We start from the raw sequence: 18,159 nt of genomic DNA, 5'->3' as shown, positions 1-18,159 counted from the left end.
TTTCGTGGGTTGGAAGAGGGAGCCGGCTTGAGCGGTTCGGCGTTTCACGCAATTCCGGACGGAAAACCGCTGCGCACTTTTCCTGGAATGGCTCCAGGCCGGCTCCCGGAAGGTTCAATGCGATGCGCCGGAGCCGCCGACGGCGACGATGGAGAAGGGCTGGCCCTCGACCGGAATGGTGCGAACCTCCTTCAGCGTTTCGGGATCGACGACGCGGACGAGCGAATGGCGCGGGTCGGTGATGGCGACCTGCCCATCGGCCACGGCGAGGCGCGGGCGCGGATCGCGCCAGTGACCGTCCTTGCTATAGGGCTCGGTCACTGCCGCCTTGCGGGCGATTTCGCCCCTCACCACGTCGAGCACATGCAGGTTGCCGTCTTCCGTCAGGATATAGGCGTTGCGCGGGCTGGCGGGGTCGAGAATGAAATCCACCCGCCGCGTCGGAAGCTCGACGAGGCGGTAGGGCTCGTCGCTGTCCGGGTCGATCAGCGCCAGCTTGTCCTCGCCGTAATTGCCGAGGAAGAACTGCATGGCCTTGCCGCCGAGCAGCGTGCCGGTCATCGCCTTCGGCCAGTCTTGCGGATAGGGCAGCAGCGTCAGCTTCGGCCCTTCCGCGCCGCCGGGCCGGGCGATGAGGACGCCTTCCTTGCAGCCGAAGGCCGCCAGTTTCGCGGAGGTCGCCTCGCCGTGCAGGTCGGTGCATGTCGCCTGTTCACCCACCTCGCGGCCGTTCTCGTCGATCACCCTCAGCGCGACGCGCGGCGGCAGCGCGTCCGGCTTCACCTCGGCCGCGGTGTCCGGCACCGAAACGAGGACGTGACGGCCCATCGTGACGGCGACACCGTGATGCGGCGCGGTGGTGTCGATGCTGCGCACCTCGGCCTTGCCGTCCAGCAGCGGCTCCTCCTCGATGATGTCGGCCTTGCCGCCCCGGTCGTAGAACAGGATGGCGTGATCGTCGTGCGGCACGACATGGAAGGGGCGTTTGCCCTCGAAGGTCACGGGCAGGAGCGCGGCGTCCTCCACCTCGATGTCGCGATGGCCGCCATGATCCGAGAAGCCGATGCCGGTCTTGATGACATGGACGATGTCGGCGTCCGACTGCGTGGCGAAAACCGTCCGGCCCGAGGCGCTCGCCGTCAGCGCGGCGTAGCCCTTGAGATCGTAGCGGCCGAGTTCCCTGCCGTTGTCGAAGTCGATGGCGCGCACGACAGGCTGCGCGTGGTCAGCCACGAACAGCCGCCACGCCTCTTTCGTGTCGTGATCCTCGGCCAAGGCTGACGGTGCGGCAATCAGAAAACTTGTTGCGACGGCCGCCATCAGGCGCGGCGGGGCAAGAGAAAGGCTCATCCGGTTTCTTCCCTGGTTCGCGAGAGGTTGCGAAAGCGCGACCGGCCCCTCGCGTCGGGCAAGCCGCCTAAATGTTATTACGTAACATTAATGTAATAACATTACATAACGAGTGACTGTCAAGCCCGCCGGCGACCGTTTTCCCCTGCAACGAAAAACCCCCGGGCCGCGTGCGCGGACCGGGGGCGGACTGCCGATTGGGCAGACAACCTCTCCTTCGTCGCGGTCGGGTTTGACCCGACCATTCATCCATCACCGCGCGTGCGGCATGGTCTCCCGGCTCGATGCCGGGGACGACGATGCGTATGTGGTGAGGTCGGATGACGAGCGGGACCCGGCCCGCTCGCGCAGGCCGGGGCGTCGGGACCGTCAGTTCACGAGCGGCAGAAGGCTGTCGATGCTCTTCTTGGCGTCGCCGTAGAACATGCGGGTATTCTCCTTGTAGAACAGCGGGTTCTCGATGCCGGAATAGCCGGTGCCCTGGCCGCGCTTGGACACGATGACCTGCTTGGCCTTCCAGACCTGGAGAACCGGCATGCCGGCGATGGGCGAATTGGGATCGTCCTCGGCCGCCGGGTTGACGATGTCGTTGGAGCCGATGACGATGACCACATCCGTGTCCGGGAAATCGTCGTTGATCTCATCCATTTCCAGAACGATGTCGTAGGGCACCTTGGCTTCGGCCAGCAGCACGTTCATGTGGCCCGGCAGGCGGCCGGCAACGGGGTGGATGGCGAAACGCACCGTCTTGCCCGCCGCGCGCAGCTTGCGCGTGAGTTCGGACACGGATTGCTGCGCCTGCGCCACCGCCATGCCGTAGCCCGGCACGATGATGACCGAATCCGCCTCGTTGAGCGCGGCGGCCACGCCTTCCGCGTCGATGGCGACCTGTTCGCCGTCGATTTCCATCGCCGGTCCCGATGTCCCGCCGAAGCCGCCGAGAATGACCGAGATGAAGGAGCGGTTCATCGCCTTGCACATGATGTAGGAGAGGATCGCCCCGGAGGAGCCGACCAGCGCGCCGGTGACGATCAGGAGATCGTTGCCGAGCGTGAAGCCGATGGCCGCCGCCGCCCAGCCGGAATAGCTGTTCAGCATCGATACCACCACCGGCATGTCGGCGCCGCCGATGCCCATGATGAGATGATAGCCGATGAAGAAGGCGAGCAGCGTCATCAGGATCAGCGTCCAGGCGCCGGCGCCGTTGAAATACATCACCAGCAGGATCAGCGAGAAGAGGGCGGCACCGGCATTCAGCAGATGCCCGCCGGGCAGCTGCTTCGCCTGGCCGTCCACCTTGCCGGCCAGCTTGCCGAAGGCGATGACGGAACCGGTGAAGGTGACAGCGCCGATGAAGACGCCGAGGAAGATCTCGACCTTCATGATGGTCAGCTCGACCGGCGTCTTGTGGGCGAGAAGGGCGGCGAAGCCGGTCAGCGCCTCGCGCGTCGCCTCGTCCATGCCGGCCACCCGCCAGGCCTCGATATGGGCGTTGTAGCCGATGAAGACGGCGGCCAGTCCGACGAAGGAATGAAGTGCTGCGACGAGCTGCGGCATTTCCGTCATCTGCACGCGCTTGGCCACGTACCAGCCCGTGGCCGAGCCGGCGGCGATCATCAGCAGGATGATGAAGCCGTTGTCGATGCCCGGACCGAAGACCGTGGCGACGACCGCGAGCGCCATGCCGAGAATGCCGTACCAGACGGCGCGCTTGGCGCTTTCCTGCCCGGAAAGCCCGCCGAGCGACAGGATGAAGAGAATGGCGGCGGAAACGTAGGCCGCTGAAACGATACCGATGGTCATGGTCTTACTCTCCCGTCACGACTTGCGGAACATGGCGAGCATGCGCCGTGTCACGAGGAAGCCGCCGACGATATTGATCGTGGCGATCAGCACCGAAAGCGCGGCGAGGAGAACGACCAGCCAGTTGCCCGAGCCGATCTGCAACAGCGCGCCGAGAATGACGATGCCCGAAATGGCGTTCGTCACCGCCATCAGCGGCGTGTGCAGCGAATGCGACACGTTCCAGATGACCTGGAAGCCGACGAAGCAGGCAAGGACGAAGACGATGAAATGGCTCATGAAGCTGGCCGGCGCATAGGCCCCGACCAGAAGCACCAGAGCCGTGCCGACGGCCAGAAGGCCGGCCTGGTTGAGCGTCTGCTTCCGGAAAGCTTCCGCTTCGGCGGCGCGCTTCTCCTCGGGCGTCGGCTCCTTGGCCTTTTCCTTCGGCTTCTGCGCGGCGATGGCCTGCACCTTCGGCGGTGGCGGCGGATAGGTGACGGCGCCGGCGAACGTCACCGTCGCGCCGCGGATCACGTCGTCCTCCATGTTGTGGACGAGCACGCCGTCCTTGCCCGGCGTCAGGTCCGTCATCATGTGGCGGACGTTGGTGGCATAAAGGGTCGAGGACTGCGCCGCCATCCGGCTGGGGAAATCCGTATAGCCGATGACGATGACGCCGTTTTCCGACACCACGCGCTGGTCAGGAACGGTCAGCTCGCAATTGCCGCCGCGCTCGGCGGCGAGGTCGACGATGACCGAGCCCGGCTTCATCGCGGCCACCATGTCGGCAAGCCAGAGCTTCGGCGCATCGCGGCCCGGGATGAGCGCGGTGGTGATGACGATGTCGATCTCCGGCGCCAGCTCGCGGAATTTCTCGAGCTGCTTCTCGCGGAATTCCGGCGAGGAGGGGGCGGCGTAACCGCCGGTCGCCGCACCGTCCTGATGCTGGTCGGTGAAATCGAGAAAGACGAACTGGGCGCCCATCGACTCGATCTGCTCGGCCACTTCCGGGCGAACGTCGAAGGCATAGGTGATCGCGCCGAGCGAGGTGGCGGTGCCGATGGCGGCCAGACCCGCGACGCCGGCGCCGATGACCAGAACCTTCGCCGGCGGCACCTTGCCCGCCGCCGTCACCTGGCCAGTGAAGAAGCGGCCGAAATTGTTGCCGGCCTCGATCACCGCGCGGTAGCCGGCGATATTGGCCATCGAGGACAGGGCATCCATCTTCTGGGCGCGCGAGATGCGCGGCACCATGTCCATCGCGATGACATTGGCACCCTTCGCCGCGGCCTGCTCCAGAAGTGCGGCGTTCTGCGCCGGGTAGAAGAAGGAAATCAGCGTCTTGCCAGTGCCGAGACGATCCGGCTCGGGCCCTTCGGGCGGGCGCACCTTGGCGATGACGTCCGCGGCCGCGTAGAGCGCGTCGGCGCTTTCCGCCACCTCGACCCCGGCGGCGCGATAGGCCGCGTCGGTGAAGCCCGCCGCAACCCCGGCGCCGGTCTCCACGATGCATTCATAGCCAAGCTTCTGCAACTGCACTGCGCTTTCCGGCGTCATCCCGACCCGGGCCTCTCCGGCATGCAATTCTTTCGGTGTACCGATCTTCACGAATGTACTCCTTATATCCGGCCGGCGATCCACGAAGTCCGGCGCGGCCCCGCGAGGCTTTTACGACGAAAGTCGCGCAACTGCAAAACAGGAATGTGACCGCGGGCGCCAGTGCGGCCACGGGTCGCGGCAAATCGGTGGCGTGGGGAGTGGGGCATATGGGCCGGGATTGCGGTCTTGCGCCTTCTCCCTGCCGGGGAGAAGGTGACGGCAGCCGGATGAAGGGGTGTTCGAAGCAGGACCTTTGCGCTTGCCCCCTCATCCGCCCTTCGGGCACCTTCTCCCCACGGGGAGAAGGGAAACAACCGCAACGTAGTGTTTCATGCAGCCACCCTCTCCCCGCAGCGGGGCGGGCGCCGACCTGTCCGCCTCAATAGGCGGCTCCGTAGATGGCGAGGGCAAAGGCCCCGGTCATTTCGCGCGGGTTGTTGAGGAGACGTTATCGCATCGCGGGCAAGAGGCGGCAGCGCGTCGCGGGGAATGCCGACGTCGCGCAGGCGTTGCGGCGGGTTCAACGTGCGGCTCGGCGTTTCCAGCGACGCGACGGAAGCCTCCGCCCGTTGCCCGGACGGCCCTTCGACCAGTTCCGGAAAGGCGGCGGCGGCGATGTCGGCGTAAAGATGCGCCGCATCCGGCAGGTTGAAACACAGCACATGCGGCAGCACCAGCGCGTTCGACAGGCCGTGCGGCACATGGAAATGGCCGCCGAGGGGATAGGCCAGCGTATGCACGCCAGCAACCGGCGCATTGGCGAAGGACTGCCCCGCCAGCAGCGAGCCGAGCAGCAGCGCGCCTGCCTGCCGCGTCCGTTGAAGGTCGCCTCGCGGATATTCGCGCCGGGCAGCCGGCCCATGAAACCAAACCCGCGGGGCGTTGCGGCTTACGCCGCGCCGTCTACGCCGCCATCGTCATCGCCATCGTCAGGGCGCCGCCGCTCGAACAGCCGCTCGCGCGAGCCGAGAAGGTGATCGCGCATCAGGTCCCGGGCTCTGGCCCCGTCACGCGCCTGGATCGCGGCGAAAATCGCCGCATGCTCCTCGAAGACGCGGGCAAGGCCGGTCGCCTCCCGCTTCACCGAGGCGCCGTGGAAGCGCATGCCCACGGCGATATGCGCCTTGAGCGCCTCCATCGCCGTCGAGAAATACGGGTTTTCCGATGCCTTGGCGATGGCGAGGTGGAACAGGAAATCGGCATCCTCGCGGTGCGACTGGCGATTCGTCGCGTCGCGCATCATCTCCAGCGCGTTGGCGATGTTGCGCAGCGTCGCCTCGTCGTGGCGCTCGGCGGCGCAGGCGGCGGCGGCGGGCTCCATCGTCATGCGGAACTCGTAGCAGTTCAGCAGGTCGGACACGTTCTGGAGCGGACTGAAGCCGAGCGGCTCCTTCAGGCCGATGGCGCGCACGAAACTGCCCGCCCCCTGGCGCGAATAGATGAGGCCCTGTTCGCGCAGCCGCCTCAGCGCCTCGCGCACGATGGGGCGCGACACCTCGAATTCGGCGGCAAGGTCGTGTTCCGTCGGCAGGCGCTCCTCCGGGCGGTAGGCACCCGACTTGATCGCCTTCTGCATGCGCTCGAACACCCCGTCGGCAAGGCTTCTGCGCCCTGAATCGCTGGCAAATCGCATTCCTCAGTTCACCCCTTTCCCGATAAGACCCGCCAATGTCACAAGCGTGTCGGCATCCCCGAATCCGCCCGACTTCGTGACGACAGTCAAGCCGCCGGCCCGCGCAAGCGGCAGGCCGGGCAGGCACTCGCCGTCGAGCAGGGCCGAGCGTATGCCCATCCGCGCCAGAACGGCTTCGGCCGTCGCGCCGCCCGTCAGCACCAGAATGCCGATATCGCGCGCCAGAACGGCGCAAAGGCTTTCCGCCAGATTGTCCGCGACCTCGGCGCCCGACAGCGCGACGGCGCCCGGCAGGGCCTGGACCACGCTGACCGGCGCGCTGCCCGCCGTCTCCGGCGCCGGGAGGATGCCGTTGGGCGCACCGAACCACGCGACCCGGCCGTCCGCCTTCAGCGCCTCGACCTGCGCCGTCGTGATCGGGTCCTGCGAGCCGACCACGATGAGCATCCGGCCGTCTTCCATCTGCGGAACCCGCGGGGCGCGAAGGCCTGTCAGGGATACGGCGAGCGCCTCCGCAAGCCCCCGCGCCCCGACGGGAAGCGCATCCGGGTGGGCGGCGAGCGCCGCGTCGAGATCGTCGCTGCCGGCGATATCCGGTATGATCGCCCTCCCGGCCAGGGCGCCGAGACGCGGCGCGATCGCCACCGGCTCCGCCACACCGAAGCCCGTCACCGCGCCGTCTCGGACGATGCGCCCGAAATCCGGAATGGCGGGAGCGACGAGGAACCGCCCCGGCACGCCGAGCGCCGCCAGTTCGGCGGCGACATGACCCTTCATCCGCGAATCGACCTTCTTGAAGACGGGCGTTTCCGCCGGCAGCGCCGCATGAACCTCCGCCACCCGGCTGGCGGCATCGTCCGGCGCAATCTCGCGCGAGCCGGTGGTGACGGCGATAATATCGGCATGCGATGCGAGGGCGTCCGCGACGGCGCCTCGGTCGAAAGCGACCGCCGTTTTCAGGCCGCGGCCGGCGAAGGGGGCGGCAGCGTCGAGCGCACCGGTGAGATCGTCGGCGATAATGCACAGGCGGGGCGCCGGGCGGCGTGCCTCATTTTCCATGTCGTAAACTTATGTAAACATCTAACATACTTACGATGATGGCATATTCCGAAATGAGAGACAAATTTTTTGATGGGTTTCCCACGCCTTCGACGTGCCGTGGCACCGGGCCGGGAACGGGCATGCCGGCGCATGGGAAAGGCCCCGGCGGCGGCCCATCGCGGATTGTCGTGCCGATGATAAGATGATTCGTCATGGGGAAGGGGGCCTTTCGGCCCGTGCGGGGGATATCCGCCTCAGTCGACCAGCGGCCCCAGATGCTCGATGGAGGCGCTGCGGGCGCTGCGCCTGTTCAGCCTGGATTGCGGCGTGTCGAGGTTGAGCGCGTAACGCTCGGCCATCTTGATGATGTGGACGCTCAATTCCCGCAGCGCACCGTCCACGTCGCCGCCCTCCAGCATGGCGACGATGGCGAAATGCTCGGCATTCGCCTGCTTGCGGGTGGGAAGGGCCGAGCGGTGGGCGCGCAGCGCCGCCACCTTGCCGGAAACGAGACGATAGGCGTTGACCAGATAGGGATTGCCGCTGTTTGCCAGCGCGGTGTCGTGGAAGCGGTCGTCGGCTCGGGCGCTGCGCAGGCCGTCGCCTTCCCCGGTGGCGACCTGCATGTCCTCGGCCGCCTCCCGCAGGGCGGCGACGGTGTTTTCCGGCTGGCGCTGCATGGCGAGCCGCAACGCTTCCAGCTCGATCGCCCGCCGGAACTCGCACAGATTCTTGGTGTCTTCCTGCGAGGGCAGGAACACGAAGCTGCCGCGCTGCGGGCGTACGTCGATCAGGCCCTGCTGTTCAAGCGCGGCCAGCGCCTCGCGCACCGGGCTGCGGCTGACGCCGAGCGTCTTCGCCAGCTTGTCCTCGGACAGGGCGTCGCCCAGTTCGAGTTCGCCGTCGAGAATGGCGCTCCGCAGTCTTTCGGTGACGCGAGCGGTTAGCGAACCGCGCGGTATTGGCTCCAGTTTCACAGCGTTCCCAAATCGTTGGTTCCCGTGTTCCCGTTCGCGCAGTTTGCCCGCGATCCCGGCAAAAACAAGAGGTAACATGTTAGTGGGCCGGTCTGTGAGCGTTTTTCGGCATGCCGTTTTCCGGACGGCATGTCGCCCGCCTTCAGGACCGCAGGCGATCCAGAAAACGGCGGGTCGCGGCCATTCCCTTTTCCGCCCGCTGCGCGAAGCCCAGCGCCGCATCGCCCCTGTGGGGCGTTTCCACGCTGATCGCCACATCGGGCGGCAGGACCGCCATCAGCTCATCCAGCCAGAGCCCGCCGTCGCCGGGCATCATCCGCGCACCGCGTGCCTCGGCGATGCAGGCCGCATCGTCGGCGGGCTGTCCGGCCGGGGCATCGCACAGTTGCAGATAGAGAACGAGGTCCTTCGGCAGGGCAGCAACTGCCGCCGGATCGCCGCCGGAGCGCGACAGGTGCAGGGCATCCAGCAGGATGCCGACATTGCCGCGCCCCGATTGGCGGGCGAGGCGGGCCGCATCGCCGATCGTCGCGACGGCGCGCCAGCGCATGAACTCGATCGCCATCGCGATGCCGGCCTTCGCGGCCTCGTCGGCGATCCGGCCGAGATTGTCGGCGGCGCGCGCCGGCTCCGGGTCCTCGCAGGTGATCTGCATCAGCGGCATGGCGAATTCCGCCGCCGTCTCGATGACGGGCAGCCATTGCCCGATATCCGTCGACGGCAGGAGCGTGAAGACCTCGCCGTCGAGAAAGGTCACGCCCAGATCGGCCGCGACCGCGCCGATCTCGCGAATCAGCGCCCAGTTGCCGACGATGGGATGGGCAAGTTCGAGCCCGTGCGGCGCGATCAGGCGCAGGCCGACCGCATCGTAACCGGCGGCGGCCGCGATCCTGACGTGTTCCACGGGCGGGCAGCCCTGAACCGTCAGGAAGGCGAGGGAAAGCGGGTGTCCACGATACATGGCCGCCCTCAATAGGTGGCCCGGCCGCCGGAGGCGTCGAACACCGCGCCGGTCGAGAACGAGCATTCCTCCGATGCGAGCCAGGCGGCCAGCGCGGCGACTTCCTCCGCCCGGCCGAGGCGCCCGACCGGGATTTTCGAAATGACGTAGCTGCGAAATTCCGGGGTGAGCTGCTCCAGCATCTCCGTCTCGATGGCGGCGGGCGTAATGCAGTTCACGCGGATCTGGGTGGTCGCAAGTTCCCGGCCAACCGACTTGGTGAGCGCGATGACGCCGGCCTTCGAGGCCGAATAGGCGACCGCGTTGGGGTTGCCCTCCTTGCCAGCGATCGAGGCCATGTTGACGATCCGCCCGTAGCCGGTCTTGAGCATTTCGCGCACCGCCGCCTGGCAGCAGTGGAACACGGCATCGAGGTTCAACGACATGACGAACCGCCATCCGTCCTCCGGATAGTCGGCGAAGGCCGCAAGCGGCCCGTTATGGCCGGCGCAGGTGACGAGAATGCCGAGCGGCCCCAGTTCCTCGACCACCCTTGCCGTGGCGGCATGGACGGCGTCCGGATCGGTGACGTCGACCCTGTAGCCTTTCGCGCCGGGAATCCGGGCGGCGGCGGCTTCGGCGCGGTCGGCGTCGATATCCCACAAGGCCACCGTGTGGCCGCGGGCTGCGAGACGTTCGGCAATCGGGAATCCGAGGCCGCCGGCCCCGCCCGTGACGATTGCGACGCGTGATATTTCCTGCTGTGACATAACCCCTCCTTGGCTCGGTCGACACAACGGATTTAAACGATGCTCTTGACTAATGCAACATACTAACATTCTAGTAGTCAGAACGGTTCGGGAGGAAGCCTGCGGTGCAGGCCGGACCATTCAGGGCAAGGGAGGACGGCAATGGGGCTGAAAGGGTCCGCGTTTCTGGCGATCTGGCACGACATCGCCGAGGGCGCGCACGAGGAATACATCGAGTGGCACACGCGGGAGCACATGCCGGAGCGGCTGTCGATTCCCGGCTTCACCACCGGCAAGCGCCTGCACGCCCCGGATGCGGGCCGCCATGTGTTCGGCACGATCTACGCGGGAGAGACCCTCGAGACGTTCCGTTCCCCCGCCTACCTTGAGCGGCTGAACACCCCCACCGCCTGGACCGCCGCCGTCGCGCCCAGCTTCTGCAATTTCCTGCGGGTCGCCTGCGAGCGGATCGCCGCGGCCGGGCACGGCGACGGCGGTTTCATGGCCACGGTCCGTCTCGATTTCAGCGGCGCCGACGCGCCCGCGAAACTGGCCGAAGCGGCGGCGCGGCTCGCCGGGGACATCCTGGCGCTCCGCGGCGTTTGCGGCGTGCATGTCGGCGTGGCGCGCGCGGAAGTATCCAACGTGCCGACGCGCGAAACCGAGCTGCGCAGCACGATGTCGGAGCGCGGCTTCGATGCCGTCCTGCTGGTCGAGGGCTCGTCGCGGGCGGGGCTCGGATCGGCGCTGCCGCAGGCCGAGGCGCTGGCCGTGGCGACCGGCGCGCTGGCGAACCCGATCAGCCTCGTCTACGAGACCGCATTCAGCCTGACCAGCGAAGACATGCAGGCGGCAGGAGGATGAAGCCCATGTCGATATGGAGCGGAAGCGGTTTTCCGGGCGGCTGTCGGCGGCGCAAAGGCGTCGCCCGGACGCCCGTCCGTCACAGGGGGAGGGGCTGATGGTCGCCGGGCGCCAGAAAGCGAAGGATCATCTCCGTCATCGTTTCGAGACGCGCCTGCACGGCCTCGTCCGAGAGCAGCGGCCGGCCGAACAGCACCTCCAGCGTATGCCGGTTCGCGACATAGGTGAAAGCGAGCGCCGAGATCGAGATATAGAGATCGAGCGGGTCGACGCCGCTGCGGAACACGCCCCGGGCAACGCCGCCCTCGAGGATCGCCGAAACCTTGCCGATGACCGGCCGGTTGAGGGCGGACATGTCGCCGGCGGCGCGCAGATGAACGGCGCCGTGCAGGTTCTCCGTGTTGATCATCCGCACGAACGAGGGATGATCGATGTAATAGCGGAAGGTGAAGGCGACCAGCGCCCGGATCGCGGCCTCGGGCTCGCCGGGGTCCAGTTCCAGTTCGGCTTCCGCCTGGCGGATATCGGCATAGATGGCCTGCAAGGCCGCGAGGTAGAGCTGCTTCTTGCCGCCGAAATAATGGTAGAGCATCGCCTTGTTGGTGCTGGCACGCTCGGCGATCCGGTCGACGCGGGCGCCGCCGATGCCATAGGTGGAAAATTCCAGGATCGCCGAATCGAGCAGCGAACGCCGCCGACGCTCCGGTGCCCGCTCGCCCGGACCAAGTTCCGCCATTTCCCTGTTCATCCGAATGTCCGTCCCCGTTTCGTCCGCAGGCCGAAAGACGGCTGCGCGCTTGAGAAAACCATGACTGAATCGAAACGGTTATAGCATCGCAATTGACATTAACCAACCAGTTGGTAGATTGATCGACATCAAATATCCGGGCTGGCTGCGGAGGAGTGACAGCCAGCCCGGATCACCGGAGCGAAGAACAATCGCATCCCGGTTTCGCGACCTAGAGGAGGATCAGATGTTGCGAAATTTCTCGATGAAAAGCGCCGTGCTCGCCGTCGTGGCGGCTTTCGGCCTGATGGCGGCTGCCCCCGGGGCCGAGGCCCAGTCCATTGAAAGGATCAAGCAGAGCGGGGTGATCCGCGTCGGCGTCATGGGCGAGCAGGCGCCGTGGGGCTCGATCGACGCCAGCGGTCAGAACATCGGCTACGACGTCGACGTCGCCCGGCTGATCGGCGAGGAGCTGGGCGTCAAGGTGGAGTTCGTGTCCAACGCGGTCGCCGCCCGCATTCCGAACCTGCTCACCGGCAAGGTCGACTTGCAGATGGCCGTCATGGGCATGTATCCCGACCGCGCCAAGGCCGTACAGTTCTCCAAGCCCTATTCCGGCTTGCAGATCATCCTGCTGTCCAGCCAGAAGAACAAGATCGAGACCATCGAGGATGCGCGCAACCTGCGCATCGGCGTTCCGCGCGGCGCCGCGCAGGACAAGGCGATCACCACGCTGCTCGGCGACGTCCCGAACATCCGCCGCTTCGACGACGACAGCTCGACGATACAGGCGCTGGTCTCGGGCCAGGTGGACGCCATCGGCGGTAACACCACCTACAAGATCAATCTCGACAGGGCGGCCCCCGGCAACGACTACGAGCAGAAGCTGGTGTTCAACGAACAGTGGCAGGGCATCTGCACCAAGCTCGGCGACGCGGAACTCAATGCCTGGCTGAACGACTTCATCGACAAGATCCGCGCCGACGGGCGGCTCGCGGCGATCAACGAGAAGTGGCTCGGCGTGCCACTGCCCGAATTCCCGGAAGCCGTCGAGGGCGTGCCCTTCACGGTGCAGTAAACGGCGCAAACGTCCGACCCCATCACCGGACATGAGAGACGGGCCCGGCCGCGTCTGCGGCCGGGGCTTGTCCACAGCCTGCACGGGAGGCATGGCATGCGAACCATTTTCATTCTCAACGGACCCAACCTCAATCTTCTCGGACAGCGCGAGCCGGAGATCTACGGCCGCACGACGCTGGACGAGATCAGGGGATGGTGCGAGGCGGACGCCGCCGACCTCGGCCTCGCCGTCGATTTCCGCCAGTCGAATTTCGAGGGCGAGATCATCGAGGCCATCCATGCGGCGCGGACGCACGCCGCAGGCATCGTCATCAATCCGGCCGGCTACACCTTCACCTCCGTCGCCATTCTCGACGCGCTGAAGATGTTCGCCGGTCCGAAGATCGAGCTGCACATATCGAACGTTCACCAGCGCGAGGCGATCTATCACAAGTCGCTGGTGTCGCCGGTGGTTACGGCGGTCATGGCCGGGTTCGGCGCCCAGGGATACCGGCTGGCGCTGCGCGCAATGGCGGAGATGACGGCATGACGCCCCGTATCGCATTGATGGGCGCGGGCCTGATCGGCCGGGAACATGCCGATCTCGTCATCGCGCACCCCACGGCGACGCTCGCCGCGATCTGCGATCCGTCGCCGGAGGCGGAAGCGCTGGCCGCGCGCCTCGGTGTGCCGCACTGGACGGATTACGCCGCGATGCTCGACGCGGAAAGGCCGGACGGCGCCATCGTCGCGCTTCCCAATCACCTGCATGCGCCGGCGGCGCTGGCCTGCATCGAGCGCGGCATCGCCTGCCTGGTGGAAAAGCCGGTTGCCGACGGCATCGCCGCCGCGGCCCGCATCGCCGAGGCGTCCGAGCGCACCGGCGTTCCCGTTCTCGTCGGCCATCACCGTCGCCACAGCCCGGACATCCGTGCCGCCAGGCGCACCATCGAGGCCGGGGAACTCGGCCCCCTCGTCGCGGTCAACGGCATGACGCTGTTCGACAAGCCCGACGCCTATTTCGAGGCGGAATGGCGCCGCCGGCGCGGCGGCGGGGTCCTGCTGATCAACCTCATCCACGACATCGACGTCCTGCGCCATCTGGTGGGCGAGATCGAAAGCGTCCGCGCCTTCACCTCGTCGGCACGGCGCGGTTTCGAGGTGGAGGATACCGCCAGCATCGCGATCCGCTTCGTCAACGGCGTACTCGGAACCTTCATCATCTCCGACGGCGCGGTCAGCCCCTGGGCGTGGGAATACACGTCCGGGCAGGCGCTCTACCATCCGGCACAGCCGGGACCGAGCCTTTTCCTCGCCGGACGCCGGGCATCGCTTTCGGTCTCGGACCTTTACCTGTGGCGGCACGCGGAAGAGGGCGCGCACTGGCAGCATCCGCTGGTGCGCGAATATCGCGGCGGTGAAATCTCCGCCACCTACGTCAACCAGCTCAACCATTTCATCGACGTCATCGGCAGGAAGGCGGAACCGCTGATCAGCGCCCGCGACGGCATGGCCACGCTGGCGGCGACGCTGGCGGTGGAGCGCGCCGCCCACGAGAACCGCACCGTGACGCTGGCGGAAATGCTGGCGGCCGGCGAGGTCGCGGCATGACGCGGAAACTCTCGCTCTCCTTCCTGACCTGCCTCGGCGCGCCGCCGGAGGAGGCGGTGCGCGTCGCGGCAGAGACGGGCTACGACTATCTGGGCCTTCGCCTCCTGCCCGCGGCACCCGGCGGCATCGCCTTTCCGCTGATGGAGGAGCCAGCCAGGATGCGCGACCTCGGCCGGCTCCTCAACGACGAAGGCGTGGACATCTTCGACGTCGAGATGATCCGGATCGGGCCGCATTTCGATGCGAGCGCCTTCCTGCCGTTCCTCGATTGCGCGGCGCACCTCGGCGCCCGCGTCATCCTCGTCACCGGCGACGATCCGGACGAGGCCCGGCTCACAGCCTCCTTCGCGGCGCTGTGCGACACGGCGGCGGATTTCGGCCTGTCGGCGGACCTGGAATTCATGCCGCAATCCCGGCTGCCCGATCTTGCCGCGGCGATGCGCGTGCTCAACGCCGCCGACCGGCCCAATCAGGGCGTCATCGTCGATGCGCTGCATGTGTCGCGCTCGCGAACGCCGGTGGAGGAGATCGCCTCCATTCCCCGGCCGTGGCTGCATTATGCCCAGATCTGCGACGGCCCGGCCGACATTCCCGAGAATGTCGACGAGCTGAACTTCGCGGCGCGCCACGCGCGGCTGGTGCCGGGCGACGGCGCCATCGATCTCGGCGCCATCTTCGCGGCCCTGCCGGCGGATCTTCCGGTGGCCGTCGAGGTTCCCAACGACCGGCTTTCGGCCGGTCTCACGCCGGCCGAATGGGCCGGAAGGACGAGACAGGCCAGCCTTTCCGTACTGGAAGCGGCCATTGCAGGGGATGGACGATGACAGCAGCGACGACCAGGACCATTCGGGGCGAGACCATTCCCGTTCTCGGCTTCGGCACGTTCGAACTGACCGGCCCCGAGGGCGAGGCGGCGATCCGCACGGCGCTCGACCTTGACTATCGCCATATCGACACCGCGATCCGCTACGGCAACGAGGCGGAGGTCGGGCGCGCCCTTCGCGCTTCCGGCGTTCCGCGCGGCGATCTGTTCGTGACGACGAAGATCTGGTTCAACGACCTTGCGCCGGACACCGTTTCCCGCCGGGTGGCGGAGAGCCTGGAAAGGCTCGCGCTCGACCGGGTGGACCTGCTTCTCGTCCACTGGCCGTCCCGCGACATCCCGCTCGGCGAGACGCTGGCGGCCTTCGCGGAAGAGCGGGCAAAGGGCAGGACCCGCCTGATCGGCGTCAGCAACTTCACGGTCAAGCTTCTCGACGAGGCGCTCGACGTCCACAAGGCCGACCTGTTCTGCAATCAGGTCGAGTACCATCCCTTCCTTTCGCAGCAGACGCTGCTCGAACGCACGCGCCGGGCGGACATGCTGCTCAACGCCTACCAGCCCATCGCGCGCGGCAAGGTGTTCGGCTGCGAGCTGCTCAACGAACTCGGCCGCAAATACGGCAAGTCGGCCGCGCAGGTGACGCTGCGCTGGCTGATCCAGCAGGATCGCGTCGGCGCGATCCCGCGCTCGTCGCGCATCGACAACATCCGCGCCAATATCGACATCTTCGATTTCGAACTGTCGCCGGAAGACATGGCCGCCATTCACGGGCTCGCCCGGGGCGAGCGCTATTCCCGCTTCGACTGGGAACCGGAATGGGACGACTGAGCCGCCAGCGGGGGAGGAAACGCCAATGACACTCGATTTCAGTGTAGTGACCGACGCCTGGCAGGCGTTGCTTTTCGGCACGTTCGGCACGCTGTTCCTGGCCGTCGCGGGGATGATCCTCGCCATGATCATCGGCGTTCTCGGCGTCGCCATTCTCCGGGCACAGAGGCCGGTGCCGTCGTTCATCGTCAACGCTTTCGTGGAGATCATCCGCAACACGCCGTTCCTGGTGCAGATCTACTTCGTGTTCTTCGCGCTGCCGATGGCCGGCATCCGCCTCAACCCGACGACGACCGCCATCGTCGCGCTGGGGCTGAACGGCGGCGCCTATGCCATCGAGATCATTCGCGGCGGTGTCGAAAGCATTCCGAAGGGCCAGACGGAGGCGGGGCTGGCGCTCGGGCTTCACAAGCGCGACGTGTTCCGCCTGATCATCCTCAAACCGGCGATCCGGGCGATCTACCCGTCGCTTTGCAGCCAGTTCATCCTGCTGACGCTGACGACGGCGATCTGCACCTCGATCTCGGCCTACGAACTCACCTCCGTCGGCCAGCGCGTCGAGGCGGAAACGTTCCGCAGCTTCGAGGTCTATTTCACGCTGACCGGGATCTATCTGGTGATCTCGCTCATCACGATGTGGTTTCTGGCCGCCATCGGCCGGCGTGCATTCAATTATCCGGTACGCTGAGGAGGATACGCGATGGGCATCCAGGAATTCACCTATCTTCTTCAGGGACTGAAGTGGACGCTGTTCCTCACCGCCATCGGCTTCGCCGGCGGCATCACCTTCGGCATCCTGATCGCGCTGATGCGGGTTTCGCCGTCGCCGTGGCTCAGGATTCCGGCAGTCGCGTGGATCGGGCTGTTTCAGGGAACGCCGCTGCTGATGCAGCTTTTCGTCGCCTATTTCGGCCTGCCGCTGCTCGGCTTCGACCTGCCCGCCTGGGGTGCGGTGGCCGTGGCGCTCACCGCGCATGCCTCCGCCTTTCTCGGCGAGATCTGGCGCGGCGCCATCCAGGCCGTGCCGCGCGGCCAGAGCGAGGCCGCCCATGCGCTGGGGCTGCACACGTTCAGCCTGATGGTGGACATCGTGCTGCCGCAGGCGTTCAAGCTGTCGCTGCCGGCCACCGTCGGCTTTCTCGTGCAGCTTCTCAAGGGCACGTCGCTGGCCGCCATCGTCGGCTTCATCGAACTGGCCCGCGCCGGCACCATCGTCTCGAACCAGATCTACAGGCCGCTGCTCGTCTTCGCCGTCGTGGGCGCCCTGTATTTCGCCCTGTGCTGGCCGCTTTCGCTGTGGGGCCGCTATCTCGAACGGCGCCTGGGCGCGGGCACTGCAAAGTAAAGGAGAGGAACCAATGACCATCACCCCGACCGGGCAGACTGCCGGCGCCGTCCCCGGCCCCGCCGTCCCGCCGATGATCGAAATGCGCGCCATCGAAAAATGGTACGCCGCCTTCCACGCCCTCAAGAACGTCAACCTGACGGTCGCTCAGGGCGAGAAGATCGTGCTGTGCGGCCCCTCCGGGTCGGGCAAGTCGACGCTCATCCGCTGCATCAATCATCTGGAAGCCGTCCAGAGCGGCGAGATCGTCGTGGCCGGCCACCGGCTCAGCCACAGCCAGGAAGCGGTCGACGCGGTGCGCCGCGAGGTGGGCATGGTGTTCCAGCAGTTCAACCTGTTTCCCCACAAGACCGTGCTGGAAAACTGCATCCTCGCCCCGATGCGCGTCCGCAAGCTTCGCCGCGCGGAAGCCGAGGCCACGGCGCGCAAATATCTGGAGCGCGTCCGCATCGGCGATCAGGCCGACAAATATCCCGCCCAGCTTTCCGGCGGCCAGCAGCAGCGCGTGGCGATCGCCCGGGCGCTGTGCATGGAGCCGAAGGCCATGCTGTTCGACGAGCCGACCTCGGCCCTCGATCCCGAAATGGTCAAGGAGGTGCTCGACACGATGGTCTCGCTCGCCCGCGACGGCATGACCATGATCTGCGTCACCCATGAAATGGGCTTCGCCCGGCAGGTCGCCGACCGCGTCATCTTCATGGCCGACGGCATGATCATCGAAGAAAACGATCCCGAGACCTTCTTCCGCCATCCCGCCCACGAACGAACGCGCGCCTTTCTCGGAGAAATCCTCGCCCATCACTGAGCGCGGGAAACAGTCCTCCCGCG

19 protein-coding genes are annotated in these 18,159 nt (G+C 66.7%); 9 read left to right on the top strand and 10 right to left on the bottom strand.

Features of this window, described 5'->3' with window-relative positions; translation table 11 throughout:
• Positions 1-114: 114 nt before the first annotated feature.
• The 9 genes from aztD to NOF55_RS13775 form a co-directional block, all read right to left on the bottom strand.
• Entirely contained in the window at positions 115-1,350 is a 1,236-nt protein-coding gene (gene aztD / locus NOF55_RS13815) for a zinc metallochaperone AztD (RefSeq protein ID WP_306411968.1), read from the bottom strand.
• A 369-nt stretch (positions 1,351-1,719) separates the two neighbouring features.
• Positions 1,720-3,153: an NAD(P)(+) transhydrogenase (Re/Si-specific) subunit beta gene (locus NOF55_RS13810; protein WP_306411967.1), complete on the bottom strand. Its 1,434-nt coding sequence runs from the start codon at positions 3,151-3,153 to the stop codon at positions 1,720-1,722.
• Positions 3,154-3,168: 15 nt separating this feature from the next.
• Positions 3,169-4,743: a Re/Si-specific NAD(P)(+) transhydrogenase subunit alpha gene (locus tag NOF55_RS13805; RefSeq protein WP_306411966.1), complete on the bottom strand. Its 1,575-nt coding sequence runs from the start codon at positions 4,741-4,743 to the stop codon at positions 3,169-3,171.
• A 320-nt stretch (positions 4,744-5,063) separates the two neighbouring features.
• Positions 5,064-5,513, bottom strand: a complete 450-nt coding sequence (locus NOF55_RS13800; protein ID WP_306412218.1) for a dehydroquinate synthase/iron-containing alcohol dehydrogenase family protein — start codon at positions 5,511-5,513, stop codon at positions 5,064-5,066.
• A gap of 110 nt (positions 5,514-5,623) precedes the next feature.
• Positions 5,624-6,367, bottom strand: a complete 744-nt coding sequence (locus tag NOF55_RS13795; RefSeq protein ID WP_306411965.1) for a FadR/GntR family transcriptional regulator — start codon at positions 6,365-6,367, stop codon at positions 5,624-5,626.
• Between the two features lie 3 nt (positions 6,368-6,370).
• A complete protein-coding gene (locus NOF55_RS13790) occupies positions 6,371-7,426 on the bottom strand; it encodes a four-carbon acid sugar kinase family protein (protein ID WP_306411964.1) in 1,056 nt (351 codons plus the stop codon).
• A gap of 236 nt (positions 7,427-7,662) precedes the next feature.
• Positions 7,663-8,385 carry a GntR family transcriptional regulator gene (locus NOF55_RS13785; RefSeq protein WP_306411963.1) on the bottom strand — a complete coding sequence of 241 codons (723 nt, stop codon included), beginning with the start codon at positions 8,383-8,385 and terminating at the stop codon, positions 7,663-7,665.
• Positions 8,386-8,527: 142 nt separating this feature from the next.
• Complete coding sequence (locus tag NOF55_RS13780; protein WP_306411962.1) at positions 8,528-9,346, bottom strand: sugar phosphate isomerase/epimerase family protein; 819 nt, start codon at positions 9,344-9,346, stop codon at positions 8,528-8,530.
• An 8-nt stretch (positions 9,347-9,354) separates the two neighbouring features.
• Positions 9,355-10,095: an SDR family NAD(P)-dependent oxidoreductase gene (locus tag NOF55_RS13775; RefSeq protein ID WP_306411961.1), complete on the bottom strand. Its 741-nt coding sequence runs from the start codon at positions 10,093-10,095 to the stop codon at positions 9,355-9,357.
• Between the two features lie 141 nt (positions 10,096-10,236).
• Here NOF55_RS13775 and NOF55_RS13770 point away from each other — a divergent pair, with 141 nt between their 5' ends.
• Positions 10,237-10,938: a hypothetical protein gene (locus NOF55_RS13770; RefSeq protein ID WP_306411960.1), complete on the top strand. Its 702-nt coding sequence runs from the start codon at positions 10,237-10,239 to the stop codon at positions 10,936-10,938.
• 79 nt (positions 10,939-11,017) lie between these two features.
• On the opposite strand, the gene NOF55_RS13765 is transcribed toward NOF55_RS13770, so the two are convergent.
• Positions 11,018-11,674, bottom strand: coding sequence for a TetR family transcriptional regulator (locus tag NOF55_RS13765; protein ID WP_306411959.1), 657 nt, complete (start codon positions 11,672-11,674; stop codon positions 11,018-11,020).
• A 238-nt stretch (positions 11,675-11,912) separates the two neighbouring features.
• On the opposite strand from NOF55_RS13765, the gene NOF55_RS13760 reads away from it, so the two are divergent.
• From NOF55_RS13760 to NOF55_RS13725, 8 genes are all read left to right on the top strand, one after another.
• Entirely contained in the window at positions 11,913-12,743 is an 831-nt protein-coding gene (locus NOF55_RS13760; protein WP_306411958.1) for a transporter substrate-binding domain-containing protein, read from the top strand.
• Between the two features lie 96 nt (positions 12,744-12,839).
• A complete protein-coding gene (gene aroQ, locus NOF55_RS13755; RefSeq protein ID WP_306411957.1) occupies positions 12,840-13,274 on the top strand; it encodes a type II 3-dehydroquinate dehydratase in 435 nt (144 codons plus the stop codon).
• The gene (locus NOF55_RS13750; protein ID WP_306411956.1) at positions 13,271-14,335 is read left to right on the top strand and encodes a Gfo/Idh/MocA family protein; all 1,065 of its coding nucleotides are present in this window, start codon (positions 13,271-13,273) and stop codon (positions 14,333-14,335) included. The genes aroQ and NOF55_RS13750 overlap by 4 nt, the downstream gene beginning before the upstream one ends.
• The gene (locus NOF55_RS13745) at positions 14,332-15,159 is read left to right on the top strand and encodes a sugar phosphate isomerase/epimerase family protein (RefSeq protein ID WP_306411955.1); all 828 of its coding nucleotides are present in this window, start codon (positions 14,332-14,334) and stop codon (positions 15,157-15,159) included. The genes NOF55_RS13750 and NOF55_RS13745 overlap by 4 nt, the downstream gene beginning before the upstream one ends.
• On the top strand, positions 15,156-15,986 hold the full coding sequence (locus NOF55_RS13740; RefSeq protein WP_306411954.1) for an aldo/keto reductase: 831 nt from the start codon (positions 15,156-15,158) through the stop codon (positions 15,984-15,986). The genes NOF55_RS13745 and NOF55_RS13740 overlap by 4 nt, the downstream gene beginning before the upstream one ends.
• A 25-nt stretch (positions 15,987-16,011) precedes the next feature.
• Entirely contained in the window at positions 16,012-16,674 is a 663-nt protein-coding gene (locus NOF55_RS13735) for an amino acid ABC transporter permease (RefSeq protein ID WP_306411953.1), read from the top strand.
• Between the two features lie 12 nt (positions 16,675-16,686).
• Complete coding sequence (locus NOF55_RS13730; protein ID WP_306411952.1) at positions 16,687-17,331, top strand: amino acid ABC transporter permease; 645 nt, start codon at positions 16,687-16,689, stop codon at positions 17,329-17,331.
• A gap of 82 nt (positions 17,332-17,413) precedes the next feature.
• The gene (locus NOF55_RS13725) at positions 17,414-18,136 is read left to right on the top strand and encodes an amino acid ABC transporter ATP-binding protein (protein WP_306412217.1); all 723 of its coding nucleotides are present in this window, start codon (positions 17,414-17,416) and stop codon (positions 18,134-18,136) included.
• The last annotated feature ends 23 nt before the right edge of the window (positions 18,137-18,159 follow it).

It is taken from the genome of Ectorhizobium quercum, from assembly GCF_026552795.1.
Lineage (GTDB): Bacteria > Pseudomonadota > Alphaproteobacteria > Rhizobiales > Rhizobiaceae > Ectorhizobium > Ectorhizobium quercum.
Note: the sequence above shows the minus strand (reverse complement) of the source record. Positions and strands in the feature narration are given on the sequence as shown.

Bases quoted from the DNA above. Each gene is read 5' to 3' on its own strand.
- aztD (WP_306411968.1), bottom strand. From the start codon at position 1,350: ATGAGCCTTTCTCTTGCCCCGCCGCGCCTGATGGCGGCCGTCGCAACA.
- NOF55_RS13810 (WP_306411967.1), bottom strand. From the start codon at position 3,153: ATGACCATCGGTATCGTTTCAGCGGCCTACGTTTCCGCCGCCATTCTC.
- NOF55_RS13795 (WP_306411965.1), bottom strand. From the start codon at position 6,367: ATGCGATTTGCCAGCGATTCAGGGCGCAGAAGCCTTGCCGACGGGGTG.
- NOF55_RS13790 (WP_306411964.1), bottom strand. From the start codon at position 7,426: ATGGAAAATGAGGCACGCCGCCCGGCGCCCCGCCTGTGCATTATCGCC.
- NOF55_RS13780 (WP_306411962.1), bottom strand. From the start codon at position 9,346: ATGTATCGTGGACACCCGCTTTCCCTCGCCTTCCTGACGGTTCAGGGC.
- NOF55_RS13775 (WP_306411961.1), bottom strand. From the start codon at position 10,095: ATGTCACAGCAGGAAATATCACGCGTCGCAATCGTCACGGGCGGGGCC.
- NOF55_RS13770 (WP_306411960.1), top strand. From the start codon at position 10,237: ATGGGGCTGAAAGGGTCCGCGTTTCTGGCGATCTGGCACGACATCGCC.
- NOF55_RS13765 (WP_306411959.1), bottom strand. From the start codon at position 11,674: ATGGCGGAACTTGGTCCGGGCGAGCGGGCACCGGAGCGTCGGCGGCGT.
- NOF55_RS13760 (WP_306411958.1), top strand. From the start codon at position 11,913: ATGTTGCGAAATTTCTCGATGAAAAGCGCCGTGCTCGCCGTCGTGGCG.
- aroQ (WP_306411957.1), top strand. From the start codon at position 12,840: ATGCGAACCATTTTCATTCTCAACGGACCCAACCTCAATCTTCTCGGA.
- NOF55_RS13750 (WP_306411956.1), top strand. From the start codon at position 13,271: ATGACGCCCCGTATCGCATTGATGGGCGCGGGCCTGATCGGCCGGGAA.
- NOF55_RS13745 (WP_306411955.1), top strand. From the start codon at position 14,332: ATGACGCGGAAACTCTCGCTCTCCTTCCTGACCTGCCTCGGCGCGCCG.
- NOF55_RS13740 (WP_306411954.1), top strand. From the start codon at position 15,156: ATGACAGCAGCGACGACCAGGACCATTCGGGGCGAGACCATTCCCGTT.
- NOF55_RS13735 (WP_306411953.1), top strand. From the start codon at position 16,012: ATGACACTCGATTTCAGTGTAGTGACCGACGCCTGGCAGGCGTTGCTT.
- NOF55_RS13730 (WP_306411952.1), top strand. From the start codon at position 16,687: ATGGGCATCCAGGAATTCACCTATCTTCTTCAGGGACTGAAGTGGACG.
- NOF55_RS13725 (WP_306412217.1), top strand. From the start codon at position 17,414: ATGCGCGCCATCGAAAAATGGTACGCCGCCTTCCACGCCCTCAAGAAC.